This window comes from Streptomyces sp. NPDC048600 (genome assembly GCF_055587025.1).
The window spans coordinates 412,031-432,234 of the sequence record NZ_JBVJGZ010000002.1 but is presented as its reverse complement, the minus strand read 5'-3'; the positions used below and the strand labels follow the sequence as shown (position 1 = coordinate 432,234).

17 protein-coding genes and 1 pseudogene are annotated in these 20,204 nt (G+C 73.4%); 10 read left to right on the top strand and 8 right to left on the bottom strand.

Annotation, left to right across the window (positions count from 1 at the left end; translation table 11 throughout):
• The first annotated feature begins 209 nt into the window (after window positions 1–209).
• The 3 genes from cmk (at window position 210) to der (ending at window position 3,151) form a co-directional block, all read left to right on the top strand.
• Window positions 210–896 carry a (d)CMP kinase gene (gene cmk, locus ACZ6SQ_RS04120; protein ID WP_469556560.1) on the top strand — a complete coding sequence of 229 codons (687 nt, stop codon included), beginning with the start codon at window positions 210–212 and terminating at the stop codon, window positions 894–896.
• Complete coding sequence (locus ACZ6SQ_RS04115) at window positions 893–1,561, top strand: lysophospholipid acyltransferase family protein (RefSeq protein ID WP_469556558.1); 669 nt, start codon at window positions 893–895, stop codon at window positions 1,559–1,561. The genes cmk and ACZ6SQ_RS04115 overlap by 4 nt, the downstream gene beginning before the upstream one ends.
• Before the next feature lie 105 nt (window positions 1,562–1,666).
• Window positions 1,667–3,151 carry a ribosome biogenesis GTPase Der gene (gene der, locus ACZ6SQ_RS04110; protein ID WP_386376957.1) on the top strand — a complete coding sequence of 495 codons (1,485 nt, stop codon included), beginning with the start codon at window positions 1,667–1,669 and terminating at the stop codon, window positions 3,149–3,151.
• A 65-nt stretch (window positions 3,152–3,216) separates the two neighbouring features.
• Here der and ACZ6SQ_RS04105 read toward each other — a convergent pair whose 3' ends face one another.
• Both ACZ6SQ_RS04105 and ACZ6SQ_RS04100 read right to left on the bottom strand, forming a co-directional pair.
• Window positions 3,217–3,591: a hypothetical protein gene (locus ACZ6SQ_RS04105; RefSeq protein ID WP_469556556.1), complete on the bottom strand. Its 375-nt coding sequence runs from the start codon at window positions 3,589–3,591 to the stop codon at window positions 3,217–3,219.
• Window positions 3,592–3,734: 143 nt separating this feature from the next.
• Complete coding sequence (locus ACZ6SQ_RS04100; RefSeq protein WP_469556554.1) at window positions 3,735–4,517, bottom strand: hypothetical protein; 783 nt, start codon at window positions 4,515–4,517, stop codon at window positions 3,735–3,737.
• A gap of 564 nt (window positions 4,518–5,081) precedes the next feature.
• Between ACZ6SQ_RS04100 and ACZ6SQ_RS04095 the strand changes: the two genes are divergently transcribed.
• Window positions 5,082–5,759, top strand: coding sequence for a LysM peptidoglycan-binding domain-containing protein (locus ACZ6SQ_RS04095; protein ID WP_469556553.1), 678 nt, complete (start codon window positions 5,082–5,084; stop codon window positions 5,757–5,759).
• Between the two features lie 139 nt (window positions 5,760–5,898).
• On the top strand, window positions 5,899–6,456 hold the full coding sequence (locus ACZ6SQ_RS04090) for a transglycosylase family protein (RefSeq protein WP_389326173.1): 558 nt from the start codon (window positions 5,899–5,901) through the stop codon (window positions 6,454–6,456).
• A gap of 39 nt (window positions 6,457–6,495) precedes the next feature.
• Here ACZ6SQ_RS04090 and ACZ6SQ_RS04085 read toward each other — a convergent pair whose 3' ends face one another.
• The 3 genes from ACZ6SQ_RS04085 to ACZ6SQ_RS04075 are packed head-to-tail and all read right to left on the bottom strand — an operon-like array spanning window position 6,496 to window position 10,261.
• Window positions 6,496–7,158 (bottom strand): ATP-binding cassette domain-containing protein, encoded by a 663-nt coding sequence (locus tag ACZ6SQ_RS04085; RefSeq protein WP_469556551.1) that lies wholly within the window; start codon window positions 7,156–7,158, stop codon window positions 6,496–6,498.
• Complete coding sequence (locus tag ACZ6SQ_RS04080) at window positions 7,155–9,770, bottom strand: ABC transporter permease subunit (RefSeq protein ID WP_469556550.1); 2,616 nt, start codon at window positions 9,768–9,770, stop codon at window positions 7,155–7,157. The genes ACZ6SQ_RS04085 and ACZ6SQ_RS04080 overlap by 4 nt, the downstream gene beginning before the upstream one ends.
• Window positions 9,770–10,261: a hypothetical protein gene (locus ACZ6SQ_RS04075; protein ID WP_469556548.1), complete on the bottom strand. Its 492-nt coding sequence runs from the start codon at window positions 10,259–10,261 to the stop codon at window positions 9,770–9,772. Before ACZ6SQ_RS04075 ends, ACZ6SQ_RS04080 begins: the two co-directional genes overlap by 1 nt.
• A gap of 136 nt (window positions 10,262–10,397) precedes the next feature.
• Between ACZ6SQ_RS04075 and ACZ6SQ_RS04070 the strand changes: the two genes are divergently transcribed.
• The 3 genes from ACZ6SQ_RS04070 to ACZ6SQ_RS04060 are packed head-to-tail and all read left to right on the top strand — an operon-like array spanning window position 10,398 to window position 13,332.
• Window positions 10,398–10,985, top strand: coding sequence for an MTB12 C-terminal domain-containing protein (locus tag ACZ6SQ_RS04070; RefSeq protein WP_469556547.1), 588 nt, complete (start codon window positions 10,398–10,400; stop codon window positions 10,983–10,985).
• The gene (locus tag ACZ6SQ_RS04065) at window positions 10,954–12,255 is read left to right on the top strand and encodes an ABC transporter substrate-binding protein (RefSeq protein ID WP_469556545.1); all 1,302 of its coding nucleotides are present in this window, start codon (window positions 10,954–10,956) and stop codon (window positions 12,253–12,255) included. The genes ACZ6SQ_RS04070 and ACZ6SQ_RS04065 overlap by 32 nt, the downstream gene beginning before the upstream one ends.
• Window positions 12,256–12,279: 24 nt before the next feature.
• Entirely contained in the window at window positions 12,280–13,332 is a 1,053-nt protein-coding gene (locus ACZ6SQ_RS04060; protein WP_469556541.1) for a helix-turn-helix transcriptional regulator, read from the top strand.
• Here ACZ6SQ_RS04060 and ctaD read toward each other — a convergent pair.
• Window positions 13,220–14,902: pseudogene (gene ctaD / locus ACZ6SQ_RS04055) on the bottom strand (aa3-type cytochrome oxidase subunit I); the annotation flags it as partial. The gene ACZ6SQ_RS04060 and the pseudogene ctaD overlap by 113 nt on opposite strands.
• Window positions 14,903–15,254: 352 nt before the next feature.
• Here ctaD and ACZ6SQ_RS04050 point away from each other — a divergent pair.
• Window positions 15,255–15,470 (top strand): I78 family peptidase inhibitor, encoded by a 216-nt coding sequence (locus tag ACZ6SQ_RS04050; protein WP_356695314.1) that lies wholly within the window; start codon window positions 15,255–15,257, stop codon window positions 15,468–15,470.
• A 129-nt stretch (window positions 15,471–15,599) separates the two neighbouring features.
• Here ACZ6SQ_RS04050 and ACZ6SQ_RS04045 read toward each other — a convergent pair whose 3' ends face one another.
• The gene (locus ACZ6SQ_RS04045) at window positions 15,600–16,625 is read right to left on the bottom strand and encodes a phosphatase PAP2 family protein (protein WP_469556537.1); all 1,026 of its coding nucleotides are present in this window, start codon (window positions 16,623–16,625) and stop codon (window positions 15,600–15,602) included.
• A 227-nt stretch (window positions 16,626–16,852) separates the two neighbouring features.
• On the bottom strand, window positions 16,853–18,151 hold the full coding sequence (locus ACZ6SQ_RS04040) for a mannosyltransferase family protein (protein WP_469556535.1): 1,299 nt from the start codon (window positions 18,149–18,151) through the stop codon (window positions 16,853–16,855).
• 259 nt (window positions 18,152–18,410) lie between these two features.
• Between ACZ6SQ_RS04040 and ACZ6SQ_RS04035 the strand changes: the two genes are divergently transcribed.
• Window positions 18,411–20,018, top strand: coding sequence for an MFS transporter (locus ACZ6SQ_RS04035; protein ID WP_469556531.1), 1,608 nt, complete (start codon window positions 18,411–18,413; stop codon window positions 20,016–20,018).
• The last annotated feature ends 186 nt before the right edge of the window (window positions 20,019–20,204 follow it).

The following is a 20,204-nucleotide window of genomic DNA, read 5'->3' as shown; positions in this document are numbered from 1 at the left end:
CGGGCCGGAAGGTGCCGGGCGCCGTCCGGGACGGCTCTCGGACGGCGCCCGGCGCCTTCCGGGACGGTGAGGAGCACACCGGAGGGACCGGCCGTACGGGGCCGGTCCCTCCGGCAGTCGGAGGGGTGCCGAAGGGCCGGTAACCTTGTGTGGGGCGTTCTGACGTCCCGCACCCCACCAGCCTCACCGCACCAGGAAGGTGTCCCTCCGTGGAAAACGGCGCCGCCCAGCCCGTGATTGTCGCCATCGACGGCCCCTCCGGCACCGGCAAGTCGAGCACCTCCAAGGCCGTGGCCGCCCAGCTGGGCCTCAGCTACCTGGACACCGGCGCCCAGTACCGGGCGATCACCTGGTGGATGGTGAGCAACGGGATCGACGTCGAGGACCCCACCGCGATCGCCGCGGTCGCGGGCAAGCCCGAGATCGTCTCCGGCACCGACCCGGACAAGCCCACGATCACCGTCGACGGCATCGACGTCGCCGCGCCGATCCGCACCCAGGAGGTCACCTCCCAGGTCAGCGCGGTCAGCGCGGTGCCCGAGGTCCGGTCCCGGATCACCGAGCTCCAGCGCTCCATCGCGGCCGGCGCGGAGCTCGGCATCGTGGTCGAGGGCCGGGACATCGGCACGACCGTGCTGCCCGACGCCGACCTGAAGATCTTCCTGACCGCCTCGGCGGAGGCCCGTGCCGCCCGCCGCAGCGGAGAGCTGAAGGGTGCCGACGTGCACTCGACCCGCGAGGCGCTGCTCAAGCGCGACGCGGCCGACTCCAGCCGCACGACCTCGCCGCTGGCCAAGGCCGGCGACGCGGTCGAGGTCGACACCACCGACCTCACGCTGGCCCAGGTCATCGAGTGTGTCGTCACCCTCGTCGAGGAGAAGCGAGCCGGAGAGTGAGCCTTCCGTCCGAGCGGGCTGCCGGGATTCCGTCCGAGCAGGGCGCCGAGATCGGGCGCCGGATCGGCGTCGGCCTGATGTACGGGCTGTGGAAGCCGCGCGTGCTGGGCGCCTGGAAGGTGCCCGTGGCCGGCCCGGTGATCTTCGCCGTCAACCACAGCCACAACATCGACGGCCCGATGGTCATGGGTGTGTGCCCGCGGCCCGTGCACTTCCTGATCAAGAAGGAGGCCTTCATCGGCCCCCTCGACCCCTTCCTGACCGGCATCGGCCAGCTGAAGGTGGACCGCGCGGCCGCCGACCGCACGGCGATCACGCAGGCCCTCGGCGTGCTCAAGAACGGCGGCGCCCTCGGCATCTTCCCGGAGGGCACCCGGGGCGAGGGCGACTTCGCCTCGCTGCGCGCCGGGCTCGCCTATTTCGCGGTCCGCGGCGACGCACCGATCGTGCCGGTGGCCGTCATGGGAAGCGCCGAGCGCCGCGGGCGGTTGATAAAGGCGCTGCCGCCGCTGCGCAGCCGCGTCGACGTCGTCTTCGGCGAGCCCTTCGACGCGGGCGACGGCAGCGGCCGCCGCACCCGCCGGGCGCTGGACGAGGCGACCGAGCGCATCCAGAAGCAGCTCACCGAGCACCTTCGGAGTGCCAGGCGCCTGACCGGGCGCTAGCGACGAAAACGCCGGGCGCCCCACCGGGTGCTGGGCGAGACTGAGTAGTGGATCACCCGTGACGGGAGGTCCACCGATCACCACGATGAACGAGGTACGGACTTCATGAACGACCACATCCAGCCCGATGGCTCGGCCGAGCACGAGTACGACCACGGGGCGCTCGGCGACGCCGAGTACGCGGAGTTCATGGAGCTCGCCGTGGAGGAGGGCTTCGCCCTCGAGGACGTCGAGGGCGCCATCGAGGAGGCCGGGCACGGCCCGCTCCCGGTGCTCGCCGTCGTGGGCCGCCCGAACGTCGGCAAGTCGACCCTGGTGAACCGGATCATCGGCCGCCGTGAGGCCGTCGTCGAGGACAAGCCCGGCGTCACCCGCGACCGCGTCACCTACGAGGCCGAATGGGCCGGCCGCCGCTTCAAGGTCGTCGACACCGGCGGCTGGGAGCAGGACGTCTTCGGTATCGACGCCTCCGTGGCCGCGCAGGCCGAGTTCGCCATCGAGGCGGCCGACGCGGTGGTCTTCGTGGTGGACGCCAAGGTCGGCGCCACCGACACCGACGAGGCCGTCGTACGGCTGCTGCGCAAGGCGGGCAAGCCCGTGGTGCTGTGCGCCAACAAGGTCGACGGCCCGAGCGGTGAGGCCGACGCCACCTACCTGTGGTCGCTGGGCCTGGGCGAGCCCCACCCGGTGTCCGCGCTGCACGGCCGGGGCACCGGCGACATGCTGGACGCCGTCCTGGAGGCGCTGCCCGAGGCGCCGGAGCAGAGCTTCGGCGGGGCGGGCGTGGGCGGTCCCCGGCGCATCGCGCTGATCGGGCGCCCGAACGTCGGCAAGTCCTCGCTGCTGAACAAGGTGGCCGGCGAGGAGCGCGTCGTCGTCAACGAACTCGCGGGCACCACCCGTGACCCGGTCGACGAGCTGATCGAACTGGGCGGCGTCACCTGGAAGTTCGTGGACACCGCCGGTATCCGCAAGCGGGTCCACCTCCAGCAGGGCGCCGACTACTACGCCTCGCTGCGCACCGCGGCCGCCGTCGAGAAGGCCGAGGTCGCCGTCATCCTGATCGACGCCGCCGAGAACATCTCGGTGCAGGACCAGCGCATCGTGACCATGGCCGTCGAGGCCGGGCGCGCGGTGGTCGTGGCCTTCAACAAGTGGGACACCCTCGACGAGGAGCGCCGCTACTACCTGGAGCGGGAGATCGAGACCGAGCTCGCCCAGATCGCCTGGGCGCCCCGGGTGAACGTCTCGGCGCGCACCGGCCGGCACATGGAGAAGCTGGTCCCCGCGATCGAGACGGCCCTCGCGGGCTGGGAGACGCGCGTCCCGACCGGCCGGCTGAACGCCTTCCTGGGCGAGCTGGTCGCGGCCCACCCGCACCCCGTCCGGGGCGGCAAGCAGCCGCGCATCCTCTTCGGCACCCAGGCCGGCACCAAGCCGCCGCGGTTCGTGCTCTTCGCCTCCGGCTTCATCGAGGCGGGCTACCGGCGCTTCATCGAGCGCCGGCTGCGCGAGGAGTTCAGCTTCGAGGGCACGCCGATCCATATCTCCGTGCGGGTCCGCGAGAAGCGCGGCGCGAAGAAGAAGTGACCACGGCACGGACGTGACCACGGCACGAAGGGGCGGCCTCCCGCAAGGAGGCCGCCCCTTCGGCGTCAGTTCCCGCCGGTCCCCGGCGGCAGCGCGGCCGGCACATGTGTCATCGTGCCGAGCTGCCCGACCCGCTGCCACTGCGACTGCTGTCCCGTGCCGTGCCGGGCGCTGCTCGCGCCCGCGCTGTAGGCGCTGTACGAGCTGCTGAAGGAGCTGCTGAACGAGCCCGGGTACGCCGCCGGGTGGCGCGTGCCGAACGCGGTGAAGCCCAGCTCCTCCTCGCCGCTGCGGTCGCCCGGCAGCGAGCGGAAGGTCTTGACGTACTCGGCGTAGAGCGCGTCGTAGATGGGCGTGGCCGAGGGCCCGCCGTCGTTCGCCGCTCGTGCGGACGGAATCGGCGGGGGAACCTGGCGGCGGGGGACGGAGTATGCGTGCACGTATGTCCAAACGACCGAGCCGTGGAAGAGATGCGCCGCGGAGCCGGCGTGAAGGGGGGTGCGGGGCGGTGTCGGTGCGTGGCTCCGCCGCGCGGGCGCGAGCGGCCGCACGGGCCCCGCGGCCCCGACTCAGCAGGCGGGACTCACGTCCCCGCCAGCGGCAGCACGGCCCCGACCAGCTTTCCGTTCGCCGCGGCCTTGTCGAGCGCGTCGCGCAGCAGGTCCTCGCGGGGCTGCCGTCCGATGGACCCCACCGGCGCGGCGAACATCAGCACCTGCTGGTGCTTGTTCGCGGCGGCCCGCCAGCCCTCCGTCACCTGCAGCGGCTGGTGGGCCTGCCACCAGGCCACCGGCTGGCCGCCGTTCGGGCCGGGCTGGAGCACCGCGTGCAGCTGCCCCATGGCCAGCAGCACCGACCACCCGTGCTGCACCGGCGGCACCGAGGACAGCTCTGTGACCGGCATGAAGCCCTGCTCGATGAGCAGCGGCAGGAAGTCGTCGCCCAGCCCGTCGGAGCCGGGCCGCACGACCGGGCCGGTCGGCTCCACGACCAGGGCGGGGTGCAACTCCCCGGCGATCAGCATGAGTCCGCTGGTCACACCCAGGACGGCCTGCTCGGGAACGACCTTGTCGGGCTCCAGATCGACGGTGTCACCGCTGATCGACCGCACGGCCCCGCGCAGCTGCTCCTCGGTGACCTGGACGACCTGCGAGGGCAGACAGCCCGCGTGGGCGAAGGCCAGGACGGCGGTCTCGTCCCCGACGAACAGGACGGTGCTGGTGGGCTCCTGGTCCGAGTCGCCCGGGGTGCGGCAGGACGTGCAGTCGTAGCTGCCGGGGGCGTTGACTCCGGCGAGCAGCCGGTCTGCTTCTTCGTCGCCGATCTCGGCGCGTACCTCGTCACTGAGGTCGAGCATGCGCGGCACGGGTGGCTCCCTGGGGATGCGGGGTCGGGCGAGGCCGGGCGGCCTCATGAAGAAGACAACGGGGGAGTTGTGGCGGTGGTCACGCTGCTCGGCGAACGGAATCGAACCATCCGACGCGCAGGGTCACAATGCGCACGGAATCGGCCACTCATAGTCAAGTAAGTGAAAGGCGAAGGAACTTGAAGCGGTGAGCTGAGTCACAGATCGTCACGTGACCGGGTCGTTACCTGGTCGACAAGTCGGGAAATCCAGCGATGAAGTGGACAGTCGCCCTACGGTGATACCGCCGGTAACGGCCAACTGGCCTGGAATGACAAGAAGTTGGTTGATGTGGACTCGCCACGCTCCGTACATTCATCGGCCGTGTGCAACGAGCACCGCTCGGGTACGTCCGCCGATCAGCACCAGGCAAGTACGTAGCAATGAGTACCGAGTTCCCCGCACCGGGTGCGGAGAACGGGCGGTACGCCCCCCCGTGGCGGACGGGTGGGACACGCGGAACGCGCCGACGCGCGGGAGCGTGCCCCGCTCCGGGGGACCCCGGGTCCGTAGAGAGGGATGCCCATGTCCGAATGTGCCGATACCAACCGCCCCACCTCCTCCCGCACGACCCGCACGACGCGCACGACGGCGGCTCTCGCCGGGGCGGCCCTGCTGGCCCCCCTCGGGCTGCTGGCCGTCACCGGCGAGGCGCAGGCGGCGGACGGCGGAGTGTGGGACCGCATCGCCCAGTGCGAGAGCGGCGGCGACTGGCACATCAACACCGGCAACGGCTACTACGGCGGACTCCAGTTCTCCGCCGGCACCTGGAACGCCTACGGCGGCTCCGCCTACGCCCCGACCGCGGACGGCGCGAGCCGTGAGCAGCAGATCGCCGTGGCCACCCGGGTCCAGCAGGGCCAGGGCTGGGGCGCCTGGCCGACCTGTTCCGCACGGGCCGGCGCGTACGGCGACGCCCCCGCGGCTCCGGCGGCCTCCTCGTCGGGCCAGGGCACCTCCGGCACCCCGAGCACCCCGGAGGCGGACCCCGCCCCCGCCGAGCCCGCAGAGGCTCCCGCGCGCACCGTGAACCACACCGACCGGTCCGCCTCCCGCGGGGACTACACGGTCCGCCGCGGTGACACGCTGAGCTCCGTCGCCGCCCGGCACGGCACCGACTGGCAGACGCTGTACGCCGCCAACAAGGCCGTCGTCGGAGCCGACCCCGATCTGATCCTGCCCGGCCTGCGCCTCGACGTCTGAGCCCCCGCGGCCCGGCCCACGAGGCCCCACCCGCGCCCCGGCCCACGAGGCCCCGCCCGGTCCGCCGACCGGGTGGGGCCCCGCCCGTCCCTGGCGCGGCTGAGAAGGCCGGGCGCGGCCCGCTGCTTAGCGTGGCCCGATGCCGCACCCGCGCTCCGTCGTGCTCGCCGCCCTCGCCCTGTTCGCCGTCCTCACCCCGGCCGCCGCAGAGGCCGCGCCGCTGTCCCGCCCGCCGGACACCGCCGTCGCCCGCGCGCCCTACGCCTGCGCGGACGACGAGTGGCCCTGGGGCTGCATCGCCGAGTGCGAGAGCAGCGGCCGCTGGCACATCAACACCGGCAACGGCTACTACGGAGGGCTCCAGTTCTGGCAGCCCACCTGGGAGGCGTACGGCGGCCTCAAGTACGCCCGTCGCGCCGACCTCGCCACCCGGGCCCAGCAGATCGCCGTGGCCCGCGAGGTGCTCGCGTGGCAGGGCTGGCAGGCCTGGCCCGCGTGCTCCCGCAAGTACGGCCTCTCCGGTCGCATGCACACCGTCAGGTCCGGCGACACCCTCTTCGCGCTCGCCCGCAAGTACGGCGTCAAGGGCGGCTGGCGCGGGCTCTACACGGCCAACACCAAGGTTCTCGGAAGCCATCCGGACCTGCTGCGGATCGGCATGCTGCTGGTCATCCCGAAGGGCTCGTCGGCCCGGTAGCGGCCGGCTCCCCCGGGCGTCGCCCGTCGCCGGGCCGGGTCACTCCCCGGCCCGGCCCGCCGTCCCGCGCAGCCACTCCGCGGCATCCCCGGCGAACACGACCACGCCCCGCCGCAGTTCGTAGACGAACGCCCCGCTTCCGTGCAGGGCGGGCGGCAGCCGCTGTTCGGCGATCACCACGCACGCGTCCAGCCCGGCCAGCAGCTCGTAGGTACGGGCCGCGACCCCGGGCGACATGCCCTGCGCGGGCTCGTCCACCAGCACCACGCGCGCGTGGGCGAGCAGCGCGCGGGCCAGGGCCAGCATCCGCTGCTCCCCGCCGGACAGGGTGCCCGCGGGCCGGTCCAGGAGCGGGGCGAGCAGCGGGTAGGCCGCCAGGGCCGGCCCGTGGTCCGGGGCGGTCAGCTCCAGGTTCTCGCGGACCGTCAGGGAGCCGAAGACGGCCCGGCGTTCGGGCACCAGGCGCAGGCCCGCGCGAGCCCTGCGGTGCGCGGACGTCCTGGTCACGTCCGCGCCGTCCCAGACCACCGCCCCGCCCGTCAGCGGCACGGTCCCGGCCAGCGCCCGCAGCACCGTCGTCCGGCCCGAGCCGTTGCGGCCCAGCAGCACGGTCAGGCCGGGGGAGGGGGCGGCCAGGGTGACGCCGTGCAGGGCCTCCAGGGGGCCGTAGCGCACGCGCGCGTGGCGCAGGGACATCGTCATGCGCCCACCTCGCGCGCGTGCAGGACGCTGCCGGGCGGGCCGTCGGCGACGATCCGGCCCGCCGCCATCACATGCACCACGTCGGCCAGGTCCGCCACCAGGTCGAGGTCGTGCTCGACGACGAGCAGCGCGGTGCCGTCGGCGGCCAGGGCGGCGAGCACCTCGGCCATGGCGGCGACCTCCGCGGTGTCCAGACCGGCCGCCGGTTCGTCGAGGAGGAGCACGCGCGGACCCGTGGCGAGCGCACGGGCGAGTTCCACCCGGCGCAGGGTGCCGGTGGGGAGGCCGGCGGCCGGCCGGTCGCGCACCGCGTCGAGCCCGAAGAGGGCCAGTGCCCGTTCCGTCGCGCCGGCGCCGCCACGGCCCTGTTCGGCGCCCACCCGGACGTTCTCGGCCACGGTGAGCGAGGGGAACACCGCGAGCTGCTGGAAGGAGCGGGCGACGCCCAGGCGGCTGCGCGCGTGCGCGGGGAGCGCGGTGATGTCCCGCCCGTCGAGCAGCACCCTGCCGCGTGCGGGGCGCAGGGTCCCCGCGAGACAGTCGAACAGGGTGCTCTTGCCCGCGCCGTTGGGTCCCACCACCGCCGTGACCCGGCCGGTGCGCACCTCCAGGTCGACACCGCTGAGCGCGGCGAAGCCGCCGTAGCGCACATGAAGGCCGCGGGCGGTCAGCAGCGGCGCGGCGGGGGCGCGGCGGCGGACGGGGGCCCGCGGGGCGGGCGCCGGTGGCCCGGCCGGCGGGCGTCCGCGGGTGGGCGGGCTCCCGCGCAGGCGCGCCCGGACCCGCTGCCCCGCCGGGGTCAGCCGGGTCCGGCGCCCGGGCCGCAGCCGTGCCGCGGCCGAGCGCAGCGCCTCGTAGGGGCCCGACGGGAAGCGGCCCACCAGAGCCGCCAGGACGCCGATCAGGGCCGCCGCCACACCGCCCCGGGCGCCCGCGTCCAGGCCGACCAGGAGGGCCGCGGCGGCGAGGGCGCCGAGCGTGCTGTCGGCGCCGAGGACGACGACCGCGGCGAACCAGAGCAGGCTGCGCACGGGGTCGTAGGCGGCGGGGTCGAAGGCGCGCAGGCCCATCCCGAGCAGGGCGCCGCCGAGCGCGGCCAGGGCGGCGCCCGCCACGAACGCCAGCAGTTTCAGGGAGGGCACCGCCACGCCCGCCGCCGACGCGCCCGCCTCGTGGTCGCGCATGGCCGCCAGGGCCCGGCCGGTGCGGCCCCGGCGCAGCAGGTGCACCGCCCCCAGCGCCGCCGCGAGCAGCACCAGCTCCAGGACGTAGTACGCCCGGTCCCCGTCGAATCCGGCCGGGCGGTCCAGCGACAGGCCGTGCGTGGCGTAGGGCTGGGCGAAGACGAACCGGCTCACCGCGACGCCCACCGCGAAGGTCGCCAGGGCCAGCGCGAGACCGCGGCGGCCGATCGCGGGCCAGCCGGTCAGCAGGCCCAGCGGGGCGACCAGGAGCACGGCCACCGCCAGGGCGGCGGGCTCGGGCAGCTGCGGCAGCCCCGGGAAGCGCCCCGCCGCGAGCAGCGCGGTGAACAGGGCGCCCAGACCGGCGTAGGCCGCCTGGCCCAGGGAGATCTGGCCGCCCCGGCCCGTCACCACCACCAGCGACAGCAGTACCACCGCCAGCGCCGGGACCTGCACCGCGGTGTGCAGGTCGGAGCCCGCGAAGCCCAGGGGCAGCAGGAAGAGGACCAGCACCACCGGCCAGGCGCCGGGCGGGGTGGCCGCCCGGGGCCTCGCCGGGCGCGGCAGCGCGTCGCGGGTGCCCACGCCCGGCAGCACCAGCGCGGCCACCAGCAGCGCGAGCACGAACAGGTTCGCGCCCACCGCCTGGAGCAGCGGCTCGCCCCAGCCCTCGGGATGCAGCCGCGTCAGCTGGCTCTGCGCCACGCCGATGCCGAGCGCCACCACGACCGCCACCGTCAGACTGCGCATCCGCGCGGCCACCGCGACCGCCACCACCTCCATCACCAGCAGAGGCATCCCGTACGGGTCGAGACGCACGTACGGCGCCAGCAGGACGCCCGTCAGACCGGCCGTGAACGCGCCGAACGCCCAGCCCGCCGCCGCCACCCGGTCCGCGTCGATGCCGCCCAGCACGGCGAGCGGGCGGTCGTCCACCACCGCCCGCAGCTCCCGGCCGAACCGGGTCCGGCGGATCACCGCGCCGAGGCCCGCCGCGAGCAGCAGCACGACCGCGAGCTGGCCCCAGGGGTCCGCCGACAGCAGCTCCGGGGCGTCGTCCCGCGCCCCCTGGCCCCACAGCAGCGCCGAGCCGCCCACCAGCAGCACGAACACGCCGATGGACGCCACCAGAGTCTGTGCCGGGTCGCCGCCGAGCACCGACAGCGGCCGGAACACGAAACGCTCCAGCACGACCCCGATGCCCGGGGCCACCACCAGCAGCGTCACCACCGCCCCGAGCCACAGCGGCCAGCCCCACTCGACCACGCAGTTCCGCAGTACGTACGCGCAGACCACCGCGATCGCCCCGTGGGCGAAGTTCAGCACGCCCGTCGCCCGGTACGTCGCGATCAGCCCGATCCCGGTGAGCGCGGCCGCGGCGCCGACCGACAGGCCCGCCAGGGTGAGGTCCCAGGTCAGAGAGGACATCAGGTGTCCGCGGGTGCGGGTTCGCAGATCGGGCAGGGATCCAGCTCACCGTCCGCGAGCAGGGCCGTGTCCACCGGCACGGCCTCGGCCCTGCCCGCCACCAGCGGGCAGTCCGCGCGGTGGAAGAGCGTGCCGCCCGGCACCGCCAGCAGACTGTCCGACACCGCCACCGGGCCCGCGGCGGCCCCCGCCCGCTCCTCGTCCTCGTCGCTCTCCTCGGCCGTCAGCAGCGCGTACAGCTCCGCCACGCGCGCGGCGGCGAGCGCGTCCCGGCCGTGGGCCAGCAGGACCGCGCCCGCGACGATCAGGGCGGCCCCCGGGATCGTGCAGGAGGCGAGGTACGGCAGCTGGCGTTCCGCGAACCGTTCGCCGGAGATGCCGTACCAGCCGATGACGCACAGCACCGCGCCGGCCGCGAGGGCGGCCCAGCCGCCCCACAGGACGGGGTGCGCGGTCGCGGTCCACGGCCCGGGTGTCCTCAAACTCGGCATCGAAGGCTCCCCCACACGACGTGTCGGCGGCACGGCTGTATCCAAGTCATCCGATTTCTTGCACTATGCCTTGTGGAAGCCGACCCTGAAAGAACCGGGCGCTCACGGCCCGGACCGACACCCGGCGGTGAGCCAGATGGTTCTCGGGAGCGACCTCATCAGGTGGGGGACGGCACGGCGCGGGCGCGTGCGGGCTACGGCCCTGGCGGCCGCCCTGGCCCTGTTCCTCGCCCCGGCCCTCGCCGCGTGCAGCGACGACGAGGGTGGCGGCGGCACGACCAGCCCTCCGGTACCGAGCGTTCAGACGCCGAGCGTGCTCCCGACGACGAGCGAGCCCGTCGCCGGACAGCCCGCCGACCCGCAGGCGGCCGAGGCGGAGATCAAGGCCAACTGGGCGAAGTTCTTCGACCCGAAGACCGCCCCCGAGGACAAGCTGGCCGTCCTGGAGAACGGCGAGCGGATGGCCCCGGTGCTCCAGGCGTTCAGCGGCGACGAACGCGGCGGCCAGGTCCAGGCGGTGGTTCAGGAGGTCGCGTTCACCTCGCCGACCGACGCGAACGTGACGTACAGCCTCACCCTCCAGGGGCAGACCGCGCTGCCCGGAGCCGCGGGCACGGCCGTCGAGGAGGACGGCACCTGGAAGGTGTCCGCCAAGACCCTGTGCGCGCTGGTGCAGCTGAGCCGGACCGGCAGTGCGACCCAGTCGCCGATCCCGGGCTGCTGAGGCCGCCGCCGCGGCGCTGCTGACCCTGCTCGCCGCCGCGTGCGGCAGCAGGCTGCCGGAGAGCGACTTCGAGCACCGCGACCGCGGCGGTGGCGGGTCACCGCCGCCCGGCGCCGCCCCGATCCGCGTCGGCATCGTCACCAGCGCCACCAGCCCCGTCGGCGGCACCGCGTTCACCGGCCCGCGCGACGGCGCCAAGGCCTGGTTCGACCGGCTCAACGCGCGCGGCGGCATCGACGGCCGCCGTGTGGAGGTCACCGAATGTGACGACGGCGGCAGCGGTGTCGGCAACAACGAGTGCGTGCACCGGCTGATCGACGAGGACCGGGTCGTCGCCCTGGTCGCCACCACCGCCCTGGACTACGCGGGCGCCTCCCGGGTCTCCGCCGCGGGCGTGCCCGACATCGGGGGCCAGCCCGTGGGCGCCGCCTACGACACCTGGCCGCACCTGTACGGGATCTACGGCAGTCTCGCGCCGCGCGCGGGCACTCCCGGCTGGGACGGCAGGCTGTACGGCGGCACCGAGATCTACCGCTACTTCAGACGCGAGCACGGCGCCCGCACCGCCGCCGTCGTCTCCTACAACCAGGCCGCCTCCGCCTCCTACGCCCGCCTCGTCGAGCGCGGCCTGAGGGCCGAGGGCTACAAGGTCGTCACCGAGCAGGTCGACTTCGCGCTGCCCAACTTCCGCGCGGTCGCGGCCGACCTGAAGGAACAGGGCGCCGACCTCGTCTTCGACGCCATCGACGGCCATGGCAACGCCCGGCTCTGCGCAGCCATGGACGACGTCGGCGCCCGTGTCACCGCCAAGGTCACCAATGTGCAGAACTGGACCTCCGCCGTCGCCGAGGACTACAAGGACGCGCCGCGCTGCCGCAACGCCCTGTGGGCGACCGGCTCCAGCCGCAACTTCCAGGACATGTCCTTCGCACCCGTACGGGAGTTCCGTGAGGCGACCGAGGGCCTGCCGACGCACTCCCAGTGGCAGTTGGAGGGCTGGGCGGCCGCCCGGTGGTTCACCGAGGCGGCGACGTCCTGCGCCGAGGAGGGCGTCACGCGCACGTGCGTCGACGGCTTCATGAACCGCAGCGAGGGATACACCGCCGGCGGACTGCTGCTGCCCGTGACCTTCGCGCGCCTGCCCGAGCCGCCCACGACCCGCCGCACCTGTCTGTCGGTGGCGCGCTGGAGGGACGGCTCGGGCTGGGTCACCCAGTCGGACATGAACGACACCTGCTTCGTGGTGCCCCAACTGCCCTACGAGCCCTGAGCGGACCTGCGCCAGACTGTCACCATGCTGGAGACCTCGGCCCGACTGCTGCGCCTGCTCTCGCTCCTCCAGGCCCACCGCGAGTGGTCCGGGGCGGAGCTCGCCGACCGGCTCGGCGTCACCGCCCGCACCGTGCGCCGGGACGTGGACCGGCTGCGCGAACTGGGCTACCCCGTGAACGCCAGCCCCGGCACCGGAGGCGGCTACCAACTGGGCGCCGGGGCCGAACTGCCGCCCCTGCTGCTGGACGACGACGAGGCCGTCGCCGTCGCGGTCGGCCTGCGCACCGCCGCCGGACAGGGCGTCGAGGGCATCGGCGAGTCCTCGGTGCGCGCCCTGGCCAAGCTGGAACAGGTCCTGCCGCACCGGCTGCGCCGCCGGGTGGGCGCGCTCAACGCCTTCACCGTGCCGATGCTGCGGGGCACCGGCCCCGAGTCCGTCGACCCCACGCTGCTGACCGAACTGGCCGGGCTGTGCCGCGACGCCGAACGGCTGCGCTTCGAGTACGAGGACCACGGCGGCGCACCCACCCGCCGTACGGTCGAGCCGCACCGGCTGGTGTGCTCCGAGCGGCGCTGGTACCTGGTCGCCTGGGACCTCGACCGGGAGGACTGGCGCACGTTCCGCGCCGACCGCATCCGCCCCCGGCCACCGCACGGCCCCCGCTTCGTCCCGCGCGAACCGCCCGCCGAGGACCTCGCCGCGTACGTCTCCCGGGGCGTCTCCACGCGCGCCTACGCCGCGCAGGCCGTCGTACGGCTGCTGGTGCCCCTGGAGCAGGCCGCGCAGTACGTCTCGCCCACGGCCGGGGTGCTGGAGCCGGAGCCCTCCGGGACCGGGGACACCTGCCTGCTGCGCACGGGCGCCGCGAGCCTGGACGTGATGGTCGTGCACGTGATGATGCTGGGCCTCGAGTTCGAGGTGCTGGAGCCCGCCGGGCTGACCGACTCGATCAGGACGGCAAGGGACCGGCTGAGCCGTGCTCTTGAACGGGGTGGTGCTGCGCCTGCGCCGCGTACTGCGGGTGGTGCAGATCGAACGCCGGGGAGTCCGAGCGGACCGGGGGCAGGGTGCTGAAGTTGTGCCGCGGCGGCGGGCAGGAGGTCGCCCACTCCAGCGAGCGGCCGTAGCCCCAGGGGTCGTCGACCCCGACCTTCTCGGCGTACCGCGCGGTCCGCCACACGTTGTAGAGGAACGGCAGCGTCGACAGGCCGAGCAGGAAGGCGCCGATCGTGGAGACGGTGTTCAGCGCGGTGAAGCCGTCGGCCGCCAGATAGTCGGCGTACCGGCGCGGCATGCCCTCGGCGCCCAGCCAGTGCTGGACCAGGAACGTGGTGTGGAAGCCCACGAACAGCATCCAGAACTGCATCTTGCCGAGCCGCTCGTCGAGCATCCGGCCCGTGAATTTGGGCCACCAGAAGTAGAACCCGGCGAAGATCGCGAAGACCACCGTGCCGAACACGACGTAGTGGAAGTGCGCGACCACGAAGTACGAGTCGGTGACATGGAAGTCCATCGGCGGCGACGCCAGGATCACCCCGGTCAGCCCGCCGAACAGGAACGTCACCAGGAAGCCCGCCGCCCACAGCATCGGCGTCTCGAAGGACAGCGAGCCCCGCAGCATGGTGCCGGTCCAGTTGAAGAACTTCACGCCCGTCGGCACGGCGATCAGGAAGCTCATGAAGGAGAAGTACGGCAGCAGCACCGCGCCCGTGGCGAACATGTGGTGCGCCCACACCACCACCGAGAGCCCGGTGATCGCCATGGTGGCGCCGACCAGGGCCGTGTAGCCGAAGATCGGCTTGCGGCTGAAGACCGGGATGATCTCGGTGATGATGCCGAAGAACGGCAGCGCGATGATGTACACCTCGGGGTGCCCGAAGAACCAGAACAGATGCTGCCACAGCAGCGCGCCGCCGTTGGCCGCGTCGAAGATGTGGCTGCCGAACCGGCGGTCCGACTCCAGGCACAGCAGCGCCGCGGCGAGCACCGGGAACGCCATCAGGACCAGGACAGACGTGAACAGCGTGTTCCAGGTGAAGATCGGCATCCGGAACATGGTCATGCCGGGCGCGCGCATCCCGATGATCGTCGCGACGAAGTTGACCGCGCCGAGGATCGTGCCGAAGCCGGCCAGTGCCAGCCCCATGATCCACAGGTCGGGCCCGACGCCGGGCGAGCGCTCCAGGCTGTTGAGCGGCGCGTAGGCGAACCAGCCGAAGGCGGCCGGCCCCTCCGGCGTCAGCAGCGAGCCCAGCACGATCAGGCCGCCGAACAGGAACAGCCAGAACGACAGCATGTTCAGCCGGGGGAACGCCACGTCGGGGGCGCCGATCTGCAACGGCATCAGCTCGTTGGCGAACCCGGCGAAGCTGGGTGTGGCGAACAGCAGCAGCATGATCGTGCCGTGCAGGGTGAACAGTTGGTTGAATTCCTGGTTGGACACCAGCTGGAGTCCGGGGCGGGCCAGCTCGGCGCGCATCAGCAGCGCCATCACCCCGCCGACCAGGAAGAACACGAACGCCGTGATCAGATACAGATGGCCGATCTTCTTGTGGTCCGTGGTGGTCAGCCAGTCCACCAGTACCCGCCCGCGTCGCTTGCGGTGCACGGGTTCCGCCGCGGCCCGCACGGTCTGCGTCCCCATCGCTGGCTCGCCCCTTCGCTCGTCGCCCAGGGCCGCCGCGGCCGTGCATTTCGTCCGTGCTTGCGATGCCTCGCGCGTCCGTCCGGAATCGGAATGGAATGGGTCCGCAGACAGTCCTCGGGGCACTTTCCGTCGAGTAATTCCGCGACGCCCGGCGACACGCGGGAATTTCGTTCGAATGCCTGCGGAAGGGTTACGGAAGCCGTCGTCCGTGTGACGGAGTTCGGCCGAAACCCGTGTAGTGATCTTGTGACAGAAGCGTGACCGGGCGGGGACCGTCACGCCCCGTGGCCGCCGCCGCCCGCCCCGGGTCCGCCTTCCCCGTACGGGGGTTTGCGCCTAGCGTGGCGGCATGGCACCGATACCGAAACCCGCCGCCGAACCCCAGGACGAACCCGACGCCTACGTCGGCCTCGACGCCGCCGGCGCGGAGCGGCGTGCGCGCGAGCGGGGCTGGACCACCGTCCGCTCGCTGCCGCCGGGCGCGATCGTCACCATGGAGTACCGCCAGGGCAGGCTGAACTTCGAGGTCCGCGCGGGCCGCGTCACGCGCGCGTGGAAGGGCTGACCCCGCCGGATACCGGCCTGACGACGCCGAAGGCCCCGTTCCCGTCGAGGGAACCGGGGCCTTCGCCGTGCGGGGCGGGTGGTGCGTGCGTACCTGCGTCCCGTGGTCCTGGGGCCGGTCAGCCGCCGGTCAGCCGCCGGTCAGCGGGCGGGACGTGGAGCCCGCGCCGCGCGGGTGGCGGTCGGAGTGCGGCGGGCGGCGGCTGCCGACCGGGGTGACCGGGGTGCGCTCCGCGCGGGTCGTGTGCGGGCCGGGGGCCAGGTAGGCCGGGGGCCGCGGCGCGCGGGCGGCCGAGGAGGGGATGGTCTCGCGCACCGGCGCGGTGTCTCCGCCCTCGGTGGCCGCGAGCGGGGTGAGCACCGGGACAGGCACCGGGACGGTGGCGGTCCGGCGGCCGGCCCAGCGGTCGCGCAGGTCCAGCAGGAACTCCTCGGCCCTGGAGATGAGCGGCTCGAACCAGGGCAGTGCCAGCAGCACCAGCAGGCCCGCGACCCAGCCCAGCAGGACGTCGCTCAGCCAGTGCGTGCCGAGGTACACGGTGGTCAGTCCGACGCTCAGGGACAGTACGGCCGACAGTGCCGACAGCCAGCGCCGGGTCCAGGGCGTGGAGGCCAGATAGGCGAGGATGCCCCAGGTCACCACGGCGTTCGCGGTGTGACCCGAGGGAAATATGTCGCTTCCGGCTTGGAACCAGTGCCACATCTCGTTGGAGCCGACCTCGGTCGCGTAGTGCGGTCCCGAGCGGCCGAGGCCGTACTTCACGGCGCCCACGGTGATGTTCAGCAGCAGTACGGCCGTGCCGAAGGCCAGCAGCGGCCGCAGGGTGCGCTGCCGCCAGGAGCGCCAGCCGAGCCAGGCCGCCACCATCACGGCCGTCGGGCCGCGCTGGCCGAGGACGACCCAGTAGTCGAGGAAGGCGTGGATCTCCGGCCACTGCTGGTACGGCCGGAAGAGCATGGCCTGCCAGTCGATCTGGACCAGCCAGGTCGTGGCCGCGACGGCGAGCACGATCGCGGCGTAGAAGGCCAGGGTCGCGCCGAAGAGCACCACACGGTGCCGCGTCATCCGGGGCACGTCGAGGACGGGCCGTTCGGGTTCGCGGTCCAGTCTGGCGAAGATCCGGTCCAGCCGGGTCAGCCTTGGTTCGGTACGCACGTAATCGACGTTACAGGGAGTGAGCTAGACAACCGGCGGAAGCACGGGCTTCGTAATGACGATGTGATGTGGGATTCCTCTCAGGAGCCGGTCTATTTCCACGGAATCCGAAATCGAGTGGACTGCTTCCCTTCAATTCCTTTGATCATTCCGGCATCTGGTTTTGCCGCCCTTACGAATTCGTTCACCGGGGCATGGTGTGGAATTCACCGGGCGTGTGCGGGTGGTCAGGGCGGGCCGGACCCGTTCAGCCAGAACGCCCCGTAGACCGCCGAGGCCGCGGCCACCGCCGCGAGCACCGCCGCGGACCTGCGCGGACGGGCCCGGGCCAGGGCCAGGGCGAGCGGCAGCAGCAGCGGGAACGCCGGCATCAGCAGCCGCGGCTTCGAGCCGAAGTAGCTCGACGCGCACAGCGCCAGCGCCGTGACGACGCCCGTGTACACCAGCAGCGGCAGCGGCTGGCCCTGCCTCACGCCCACGACGTACAGCCGGATCACCAGTGCGACGCCCGCGATCAGCGCGAGACCGGCGAAGGCGCCCGGGACCGAGGTGAACTTCTCCGCGACGAAGCACGCGAAGGCGTAGCCGCCGTCGAAGCCGTTGCGCCAGCCCGCCTGGACGTCCAGATAGCCGAGCGGGCCCTTGCCGGTGCGATGGCCGACCCACAGCACGTAACCGGCGGCGCCCAGAGGCGCGAGCAGCAGGCCCAGGGCGCACCGCCACCCCGGCGCGCCGTCGGCGGGCACGGGCGCGGGGGCGTGCGAGACGTCCCGCGCGCGGGGGCGGACGGCCCCGCTCCGAGGCCACGCGAAAGAGGACCCACGGGTCCCACCGCCCTCCGTCAGCTGCTCGGACTCGCCGGACTCACGGGACTCGCGGGACTCGCGGGACTCACGGACGAAGGAGACGATCCCCGCCGCCCACACCGCCGCGACCACCGCCAGGCCCACCGGGCGGGTCAGACCCGCCAGCGCGGCCAGCGTGCCCGCGGTGATCCAGCGGCCGGTCAGCACCGCGTACAGCGACCAGGCCGCGAGCGCGGTGAACAGTGACTCGCTGTAGGCCATCGACTGCACGATCCCGACCGGCAGCACCGCCCACAGCAGCACCGCGCACACCCCGGCCCGGCGCCCGTACACATGGTCGGCCACCGCGAAGACACCCCACGCCGCGGCGAGCGAGGCGAGCAGGGACACGACCAGCCCGGCGTCGGCGTACGGCAGCGGGCTCACCGCGTGCAGACCGCGCTCCAGCCAGGGCAGCAGCGGAAAGAACGCCAGGTTGGAGTGCACGTCGCCGTTCGGCAGCCGCACCTCGTAGCCGTAGCCCAGCTCGGCCACGCGGGTGTACCAGAGCGAGTCCCAGCGGGCCGTCAGCAGGGTGTGCGCGCTCTTGTCCCGCGCGGCGCTCCAGACGGCCAGCACCAGCAGGCCCAGCGCGCGCACGGCCACGTACCCGAGAAGGGCCGGGGCCGCCCGCCGCAGGGCCGAGGGGGCCGGTGCCACGTGCGTGTCAAGATCGGTCACGGGCTCGATTATCCGGTGTGCCGGGAACCGCCCCGCCCCCGCTGACGTGGAACAAGGCGCGAGGAGTGGCGTACGCCACACTCTTCCGGGACACGGGTGAGAGTTCCGCCACGCGACCGAGGCACGAACTCGCGTACGCTGACGGATCTCGCGTATCCGTTTGCGCGGGCCGGGGCTGCCGCTCCGCTCCGGCCGTCGTCACGGGGAGTCCCCACCCTGTGAGCCCGCCGTACGCGAGGGACTTCTGGGAGGTACGTACATGTCCAGGACGACCACGGCTGCGCTGCTCGTACGCCGTCGGCCGACCGGGGCCGGTGCCAACCGCTGGGTCGTCCTCGTGGTCCTCTGCGCCAGCCTGCTGCTCGTCGCGGTGGACGCGACCGTGCTGCACGTCGCGGTGCCCGCCGTCACGGAGGACCTCCAGCCCGGTGCCATAGAACTGCTCTGGATCGTCGACACCTATCCGCTCGTCTGCGCCTCGCTGCTGATCCTCTTCGGCACGCTCGGTGACCGCGTGGGCCGCAGACGCATTCTCCTGCTCGGCTACGCCCTGTTCGGGGTCGCCTCCGCGCTCGCCGCCTTCGCGTCCGATCCACAGGTGCTGATCCTCGCGCGGGCGCTGCTCGGCGTCGGCGGCGCGATGATCATGCCGGCGACGCTGTCGATCCTGCGCCAGGTCTTCCCCGACCGGCGGGAGCGGGCGCTCGCGATCGGCATCTGGAGCGCGGTGGCGGCGGTCGGCGCGGCCGTCGGGCCGCTGCTCGGCGGTTTCCTCCTGGAGCACTTCTGGTGGGGCTCGGTGTTCCTGGTGAACATCCCCCTGATGCTCGTCTGTCTGCCCGTCGGGCGGCTGCTGCTGCCCGAGTCGACCGGTGACGGACGCGGGCCCTGGGACGTCGTCGGCGCGCTCATGGCCGCCGCCGGACTCTTCGGTGTCGTCCTCGGCGTGAAGCGGCTCGGCGGCGGGGAGGCCGCGAGCAGCGTGTTCACGCTGGTACCGCTCGTGGTCGGCGCCGTACTGCTCGCTCTCTTCGTACGGCGGCAGCGCCGCCGCGCGCACCCGCTGGTGGATCTGCGGATGTTCGCGCGCCCCGCCTTCAGTACGTCGGTGGGGTGCATCGTCCTCGCGATGCTCGCGCTGGTCGGCCTGGAGCTGATCGCGGCGCAGTACCTCCAGCTCGTGCTCGGGCTGTCGCCGCTGGAGACCGGGCTGCGGCTGCTGCCGCTGACCATCGCGGCGATGGCCGCGGGGCTGTTCGGGGCGCGGATGCTGCGGCGGTTCGGGCCCCGGCGGATGGTGTGCGCGGGGTTCTGCATGACGGCGGCGGCCGTGCTGGTGCTGCTCGGGATGGGGCGCTCGGACAACGCGGGGCTGCTGCTGGCCGGGTTCGTGCTGCTCGGGTTCGGGCTGGAGACGACGCTGTTCGGGGCGTACGAGTCGATGCTGAGCGAGGCGCCGGCCGAGCAGGCGGGCGGGGCCGCGGCGATCGGCGAGACCTCGTACCAGCTGGGCGCGGGCATCGGGATCGCGCTGCTCGGGTCCGTGATGAACGCGGCGTACGCGCCCGGGGTGGCCTCCGTTCCCGGGGTGCCCGGGTCGGCCTCCGCCTCGGCCGGGCATTCGCTGGGGGAGGCGTACGCGGTGGCGGGGCGGCTCGGCGGGGACGCGGGGGACACGCTGCGGCGGGTCGCGCGGGACTCCTTCGTGCACGGGCTGCATGTGACTTTGCTGGTCAGTGCGGCGTTGTTGCTGGCCGGGGCGGTGATGGCGCTGCGGCTGCCGCGGATCATGCAGTGCGAGGAGGTCGAGGTCGGAGTGGAGCTGCCCGCGCCTCGGGGCGTCGCGGAGACCCGGGTCTCGGTGTGAGCCCTGCGGGGCTGCTCGCCGTGGGCGGCTTTCCGGCCGTGGGTGTGGTGTTTTCCCGCCCGCACCGCCCGTGACTGTTTCTCGGGATGCCCGGCCCTCTCGTGGGGCTTGATGTGCGTCGGCGGCTGTCTGCCGGTGGTTCTGCGTTCCGCGAGCCGGGGTGGACGGGACGTGGTGGGCGTCGTA

What these genes read in the sequence shown, in the direction of transcription:
- ACZ6SQ_RS04095 (WP_469556553.1), top strand. Translation starts at nt 5,082, where the DNA reads ATGTCCGAATGTGCCGATACCAACCGCCCCACCTCCTCCCGCACGACC.
- ACZ6SQ_RS04035 (WP_469556531.1), top strand. Translation starts at nt 18,411, where the DNA reads ATGTCCAGGACGACCACGGCTGCGCTGCTCGTACGCCGTCGGCCGACC.
- der (WP_386376957.1), top strand. Translation starts at nt 1,667, where the DNA reads ATGAACGACCACATCCAGCCCGATGGCTCGGCCGAGCACGAGTACGAC.
- ACZ6SQ_RS04090 (WP_389326173.1), top strand. Translation starts at nt 5,899, where the DNA reads ATGCCGCACCCGCGCTCCGTCGTGCTCGCCGCCCTCGCCCTGTTCGCC.
- ACZ6SQ_RS04075 (WP_469556548.1), bottom strand. Translation starts at nt 10,261, where the DNA reads ATGCCGAGTTTGAGGACACCCGGGCCGTGGACCGCGACCGCGCACCCC.
- ACZ6SQ_RS04070 (WP_469556547.1), top strand. Translation starts at nt 10,398, where the DNA reads ATGGTTCTCGGGAGCGACCTCATCAGGTGGGGGACGGCACGGCGCGGG.
- ACZ6SQ_RS04080 (WP_469556550.1), bottom strand. Translation starts at nt 9,770, where the DNA reads ATGTCCTCTCTGACCTGGGACCTCACCCTGGCGGGCCTGTCGGTCGGC.
- ACZ6SQ_RS04085 (WP_469556551.1), bottom strand. Translation starts at nt 7,158, where the DNA reads ATGACGATGTCCCTGCGCCACGCGCGCGTGCGCTACGGCCCCCTGGAG.
- ACZ6SQ_RS04050 (WP_356695314.1), top strand. Translation starts at nt 15,255, where the DNA reads ATGGCACCGATACCGAAACCCGCCGCCGAACCCCAGGACGAACCCGAC.
- ACZ6SQ_RS04060 (WP_469556541.1), top strand. Translation starts at nt 12,280, where the DNA reads ATGCTGGAGACCTCGGCCCGACTGCTGCGCCTGCTCTCGCTCCTCCAG.